Raw genomic sequence first — 5,518 nt, 5'->3', positions numbered from 1 at the left:
TATTACTCATTATGTATGAGTTTAGGGTTCCCTGCTTGGGTATAAAGCAAAAAAAATCCTTTATCAATAAGATAAAGGATTTTAAAAATAAAATAAAAACTGGCGGCGGCCTACTCTCCCGCGTTAGCAGTACCATCGGCGCTGGTGGGCTTAACTTCTGTGTTCGGAATGGGAACAGGTGAGCCCCACCGCTAAAACCACCCTAAAGAAGGTATATAGCTTTAAGCATTAGGCTTTACGCCTTAAGCTTATTGCGTTTTTAAGCGATAAAAACTTTCACAAAGACAAAACCTTTACTGCGCATAAAGTACTTGTCATTTATTATATGATAATTAGATATAGCAACCAAAGGCTATAAATCTACGGGTAATTAGTACTACTTGGCTATGACATTACTGTCTTTACACCTATAGCCTATCAACGTCGTCATCTACAACGACCCTTAAAAGATGTCTCATCTTGAGGCGAGTTTCGCACTTATATGCTTTCAGTGCTTATCTCTTCCAAACGTAGCTACTCAGCGGTGCACCTGGCGGTACAACTGATACACCAGAGGTTTGTTCAATTCGGTCCTCTCGTACTAGAATCAAGCCCTCTCAAACATCTAACGCCCGCAATAGATAGAGACCGAACTGTCTCACGACGTTCTGAACCCAGCTCGCGTGCCACTTTAATGGGCGAACAGCCCAACCCTTGGGACCTTCTCCAGCCCCAGGATGTGACGAGCCGACATCGAGGTGCCGAACCTCCCCGTCGATGTGAGCTCTTGGGGGAGACTAGCCTGTTATCCCCGGAGTACCTTTTATCCTATGAGCGATGGCCCTTCCATACGGAACCACCGGATCACTATGTCCTGCTTTCGCACCTGATCGACTTGTGGGTCTCACAGTCAAGCACCCTTATGCCATTACACTCTACGCACGGTTACCAAGCGTGCTGAGGGTACCTTTGAAAGCCTCCGTTACTCTTTTGGAGGCGACCACCCCAGTCAAACTACCCACCACGCAATGTCCTTCCTTTCAGAAGTTAGGCTCCAAGTAAGTAAAGGGTGGTATTTCAACGTTGGCTCCACAAACACTAGCGTGCCTGCTTCAAAGCCTCCCACCTATCCTACACATTACTTACTCAAAGTCAATACGAAGTTATAGTAAAGGTTCACAGGGTCTTTTCGTCCCATTGCGGGTAATCGGCATCTTCACCGATACTACAATTTCACCGAGCTCGTGGCTGAGACAGTGCCCAGATCGTTACACCATTCGTGCAGGTCGGAACTTACCCGACAAGGAATTTCGCTACCTTAGGACCGTTATAGTTACGGCCGCCGTTTACTGGGGCTTCAGTTAATGCCTTCGGTTTAACCCTAAGCACCTTCCTTAACCTTCCAGCACCGGGCAGGTGTCAGACCCTATACAGCATCTTTCGATTTAGCAGAGTCCTGTGTTTTTGATAAACAGTCGCCTGGGCCTCTTCACTGCGGCCAACATTGCTGCTGGCGTCTCTTCTTCCGAAGTTACGAGACTATTTTGCCTAGTTCCTTAGCCACGACTCACTCGAGCACCTTAGGATTCTCTCCTCGACCACCTGTGTCGGTTTTGGTACGGGTTGCTTCACTTCGGCTTTTCTTGGATCAGATTACTCTACAGCAGCTTCGCCCGAAGGCTAAGCCTTGACTATTCCGTCAGTCTCCAGCAGATACATCCAACCGTCCCCTTTTATTGTGAGCAAGTATGGGAATATTAACCCATTGTCCATCCACTACCCCTTTCGGGTTCGCGTTAGGTCCCGACTAACCCTCAGCTGATTAGCATGGCTGAGGAAGCCTTGGTCTTTCGGTGAGCAGGTTTCTCGCCTGCTTTATCGTTACTTATGCCTACATTTTCTTTTCTATCCGCTCCACAATACCTCACAGTACTGCTTCGGCGCAAATAGAATGCTCTCCTACCAGATATATATAATATATAAATCCATAGCTTCGGTAATATGTTTATGCCCGATTATTATCCATGCCGGACCGCTCGACTAGTGAGCTGTTACGCACTCTTTAAATGAATGGCTGCTTCCAAGCCAACATCCTAGCTGTCAATGCAGTCCAACCGCGTTGTTTCAACTTAACATATATTTGGGGACCTTAGCTGTTGGTCTGGGTTCTTTCCCTCTCGGACATGGACCTTAGCACCCATGCCCTCACTGCCGCACAACATTTATTAGCATTCGGAGTTTGTCAGGAATTGGTAGGCGATGAAACCCCCGCATCCAATCAGTAGCTCTACCTCTAATAAACTTTTTGCGACGCTGCACCTAAATGCATTTCGGAGAGTACGAGCTATCTCCCAGTTTGATTGGCCTTTCACCCCTACCCACAGGTCATCCGAAGACTTTTCAACGTCAACCGGTTCGGTCCTCCACTCTGTGTTACCAGAGCTTCAACCTGCCCATGGGTAGATCACAAGGTTTCGCGTCTAATCCTACTAACTATGCGCCCTATTCAGACTCGCTTTCGCTCCGGCTCCGGTACTTAATACCTTAACCTCGCTAGTAAAATTAACTCGTAGGCTCATTATGCAAAAGGCACGCCGTCACAGCTTTACGCTGCTCCGACCGCTTGTAGGCGTACGGTTTCAGGTTCTATTTCACCCTTCTATTCGAAGTGCTTTTCACCTTTCCTTCACAGTACTTGTTCACTATCGGTCTTTCAGGAGTATTTAGCCTTGGAGGATGGTCCCCCCATATTCAGACAGGATTTCACGTGTCCCGCCCTACTCATTTATCATCCAAATATGCCTTTCATATACGGGGCTATCACCCTCTATGGCTGTTCTTTCCAGAACATTCTATTAAACATAAAAAGACTTTTGGGCTAATCCGCTTTCGCTCGCCACTACTTACGGAATCTCTTCGATTTCTTTTCCTCCGGGTACTTAGATGTTTCAGTTCTCCGGGTTTGCTCCTCTTACGAGGTGACATGTCTTCAACATGCCGGGTTGCCCCATTCGGACATCTGCGGATCTATTCGTGTGTGCCAATCCCCGCAGCTTTTCGCAGCTTACCACGTCCTTCTTCGCCTCTGAAAGCCTAGGCATCCGCCATACGCCCTTAACGATTTCTTTCCTATTGGTTACTCAAGCGCTTTATGCGCTCGGTTTTCTCTTTGTGATGTCTTTACCGTTAATGTCAATGATCTTAATGTCTTCTTGTACAACTGATGAACAGATGTTGTTTTTGGCTCCATCCGTAACTTTTAAATCAGTCTTCCAAAACTGTGGAGAATAAGGGAGTCGAACCCTTGACCTCCTGCGTGCAAGGCAGGCGCTCTAGCCAGCTGAGCTAATTCCCCCTCTAGTCAGATGTTAGATGTTAGTAATTAGATATTAGTAAAAAACTAACTTCTAATTTCTAATTTCTAACCTCTATTTCAATTAGTAGTCTCGGGCAGGCTCGAACTGCCGACCTCTACATTATCAGTGTAGCGCTCTAACCAGCTGAGCTACGAGACTCTATTATGAGTGATGAGTAATGAGCGATAAGTAATAATTTCCATATACCTTACAACTCTACTTCTTACTCGTTTTCTCTTCCCGTTTACTAATTTCTAGTGGGTTATGTTTTTATATTTAAATTATAAGTAATGGGTAATAAGTAATATGATCTTCCAAACTGTTACACTTGGCTCTTTTTACTTTTACCTTTTTACTTATAAACCAACCAAACAAAAAACTAAAGCTTTACTTTGAACAAGTACTTTGTGTCTAAGACACTGATTTTGTTTAACGTCTTTAAGACGCTCTAAAATGAGATGTTCCAGCCGCACCTTCCGGTACGGCTACCTTGTTACGACTTAGCCCTAGTTACCTGTTTTACCCTAGGCAGCTCCTGTTACGGTCACCGACTTCAGGTACCCCAGACTTCCATGGCTTGACGGGCGGTGTGTACAAGGCCCGGGAACGTATTCACCGCGCCATGGCTGATGCGCGATTACTAGCGATTCCAGCTTCATAGAGTCGAGTTGCAGACTCCAATCCGAACTGAGACCGGCTTTCGAGATTTGCATCACATCACTGTGTAGCTGCCCTCTGTACCGGCCATTGTATTACGTGTGTGGCCCAAGGCGTAAGGGCCGTGATGATTTGACGTCATCCCCACCTTCCTCTCTACTTGCGTAGGCAGTCTCACTAGAGTCCCCAACTTAATGATGGCAACTAGTGACAGGGGTTGCGCTCGTTGCAGGACTTAACCTAACACCTCACGGCACGAGCTGACGACAACCATGCAGCACCTTGAAAAATGTCCGAAGAAAAGTCTATTTCTAAACCTGTCATTTCCCATTTAAGCCTTGGTAAGGTTCCTCGCGTATCATCGAATTAAACCACATAATCCACCGCTTGTGCGGGCCCCCGTCAATTCCTTTGAGTTTCAAACTTGCGTTCGTACTCCCCAGGTGGCTAACTTATCACTTTCGCTTAGTCTCTGAATCCGAAAACCCAAAAACGAGTTAGCATCGTTTACGGCGTGGACTACCAGGGTATCTAATCCTGTTCGCTCCCCACGCTTTCGTCCATCAGCGTCAGTTGTTGCTTAGTAACCTGCCTTCGCAATGGGTGTTCTAAGTAATATCTATGCATTTCACCGCTACACTACTTATTCCAGCTACTTCAACAACACTCAAGACATGCAGTATCAATGGCAGTTTCACAGTTAAGCTGTGAGATTTCACCACTGACTTACACATCAGCCTACGGACCCTTTAAACCCAATAAATCCGGATAACGCTTGCACCCTCCGTATTACCGCGGCTGCTGGCACGGAGTTAGCCGGTGCTTATTCGTATAGTACCTTCAGCTACCCTCACGAGGGTAGGTTTATCCCTATACAAAAGAAGTTTACAACCCATAGGGCCGTCGTCCTTCACGCGGGATGGCTGGATCAGGCTCGCACCCATTGTCCAATATTCCTCACTGCTGCCTCCCGTAGGAGTCTGGTCCGTGTCTCAGTACCAGTGTGGGGGATCACCCTCTCAGGCCCCCTAAAGATCGCAGACTTGGTGAGCCGTTACCTCACCAACTATCTAATCTTGCGCGTGCCCATCTCTATCCACCGGAGTTTTCAATTTAAAATGATGCCATTCTAAATATTATGGGGTATTAATCTTCCTTTCGAAAGGCTATCCCCCTGATAAAGGCAGGTTGCACACGTGTTCCGCACCCGTACGCCGCTCTCTGAATCCCGAAAGATCCATACCGCTCGGCTTGCATGTGTTAGGCCTCCCGCTAGCGTTCATCCTGAGCCAGGATCAAACTCTCCATTGTATGTTTGTCTGACTCACTCAAAGTTTTTTAACGCTTTAGTTTTTCCTTACTTGGTTGTTATATTGTATGTCAATGATCTTTTTATCTTTCGCTTTTTAACGAAGCAATCTTTCTGTCAGTGTCGCTCCGTATTTGCGAGTGCAAAAGTAAAACTTTATTTTTTAATGACCAAATGTTTCTGAAGAAAATTTTAAAGTTTTTTAAGTAACCTTAAC

At 46.2% G+C, this 5,518-nt stretch carries 2 tRNA genes and 3 rRNA genes; all 5 read right to left on the bottom strand.

What is annotated here, in order from left to right:
• Nucleotides 1-97 precede the first annotated feature (97 nt).
• Nucleotides 98-205 (bottom strand): 5S ribosomal RNA (gene rrf, locus C8D70_RS20545).
• A 145-nt stretch (nt 206-350) separates the two neighbouring features.
• A 23S ribosomal RNA gene (locus tag C8D70_RS20540) occupies nt 351-3,107 on the bottom strand.
• Between the two features lie 153 nt (nt 3,108-3,260).
• A tRNA-Ala gene (locus tag C8D70_RS20535) sits at nt 3,261-3,334 on the bottom strand.
• 86 nt (nt 3,335-3,420) lie between these two features.
• Nucleotides 3,421-3,494, bottom strand: a tRNA-Ile gene (locus tag C8D70_RS20530).
• A 292-nt stretch (nt 3,495-3,786) separates the two neighbouring features.
• Nucleotides 3,787-5,303 (bottom strand): 16S ribosomal RNA (locus C8D70_RS20525).
• Together the 16S, 23S and 5S rRNA genes with 2 tRNA genes alongside form the textbook arrangement of a ribosomal RNA operon.
• Nucleotides 5,304-5,518: the final 215 nt, after the last annotated feature.

The sequence above is a fragment of the Chryseobacterium sp. CBTAP 102 genome (assembly GCF_003201365.1).
GTDB lineage: Bacteria > Bacteroidota > Bacteroidia > Flavobacteriales > Weeksellaceae > Chryseobacterium > Chryseobacterium candidae.
Note: the sequence above shows the minus strand (reverse complement) of the source record. Positions and strands in the feature narration are given on the sequence as shown.